This window comes from Acetobacter pasteurianus subsp. pasteurianus LMG 1262 = NBRC 106471, assembly GCF_000285275.1.
In the GTDB taxonomy this organism is placed as follows: Bacteria; Pseudomonadota; Alphaproteobacteria; order Acetobacterales; family Acetobacteraceae; genus Acetobacter; species Acetobacter pasteurianus.
Window position 1 is genome coordinate 1 of sequence record NZ_CADO01000130.1, and the last position, 1,309, is coordinate 1,309.

The window sequence follows — 1,309 nt, forward strand, 5'->3', positions numbered from 1 at the left end:
CAACATGCCGGCGGCTTCCAGCTGTGAAGCCGCCGGATACCGCTTCAGTATCAGTTACCCTTTTCCATGATGAACCAAGGAGAACTCAAGGGCCTTCCCATGGAAATATTTCGTGCGAAGGAGGTGTGCGGAAAATCTACGTCTGGAACGCCAACACATGAAAACAGACATTCCTGTATTCGGTGTTGGCGAACGGACCCGCCTACGTAATCGGGTCAATCTCTCTTCCCGCCTGCACTTTGGGGGCGTTTTCAAAAACGTGCAGGACAGCGGACCAGAATGCCCGCAAGCTTGGGAATCTGCCCCAGTTCGGTGGCTCTTCAACATCCGCCGTGGGACTTATGCTGATCAAAATCAAAGTTGCATGGTCGATTTCCGCATCATTACAAGCCAATAAAGTCTTTAATTCGTTGATTGTTTGTAACTTGAACGGCAGACGACGCCCCTGCGGCGCATCTTCAATGGCCTCTGCTAATGTATCGCCAAAGAGATCCGCATCCTCGCCGAACGAACTAGCACCAAGATTTTTGATACGCGGAAACATATCGAGAATGTCGTCATTTTTACAGTTTAACAGTGTGGACATAATAGATCATTCCATTGTGTTCTTTTTTGATAATTGTCACGCGGATGCGCCGCGCAGCCTTGTGCTGCCGATCTACCTTGACCCAATTATCAATATCACGGGCTTATCTCTAAGCATTTTGTGAATAGCTCATGCGGCTTCTTCCTTCGACGTGAAGAATGAAACAATAGACTGTTTTTCCTTCGTGAACCGGCGTTCGATCGGAACTTCACCAATGTCCAGTTTTGCGAATTTTTAGCCATCCGCAAATGTCCGACATGAAGGCGTAAGCGGAATGTCTGAATCTGTTTGCATGTTTGCCGAAGTTTCTGCTGGAGTGATAGATTTATTATAAAAAACGAAACATCTTTGAATAGTTCTTGGCCAGACTGAAGTAGTTCAGAGGCATAACTTTACACATCATGTTCTATGTCAGGCCTGTGATCTGACGAGGTATTTCTTTCTACGTAGAAATCGTTGTCTGGTGGCCATTCAGGTTCACGTCATATTTGCGCGTTATAGGGGCAAAGATGCCAACGCAACAATGGCGTGCTGTGGATCGTATTAGGAAGGCCAGATACAGGTTATGCAACGGGTGATACGTTACGGATTGTCAATTCTGATAACACTCAGCCTGTGCGGATGTGTCTCTTATACCGAAACAGAAAGTATCTGTAAGGGAACGGAAGAAGGTATTCTTCTGCATATAGATGGCTCATATGCAGGCTATCCACATTCTGTTTT

The 1,309-nt window shown here is 46.3% G+C and carries 1 protein-coding gene; it reads right to left on the reverse strand.

Annotated elements, in window-relative coordinates:
• Positions 1-202 precede the first annotated feature (202 nt).
• Positions 203-586: a hypothetical protein gene (locus tag APA10_RS11905; RefSeq protein ID WP_231111183.1), complete on the reverse strand. Its 384-nt coding sequence runs from the start codon at positions 584-586 to the stop codon at positions 203-205.
• Positions 587-1,309: the final 723 nt, after the last annotated feature.

What these genes read in the sequence shown, in the direction of transcription:
- APA10_RS11905 (WP_231111183.1), bottom strand. Translation starts at nt 586, where the DNA reads ATGTCCACACTGTTAAACTGTAAAAATGACGACATTCTCGATATGTTT.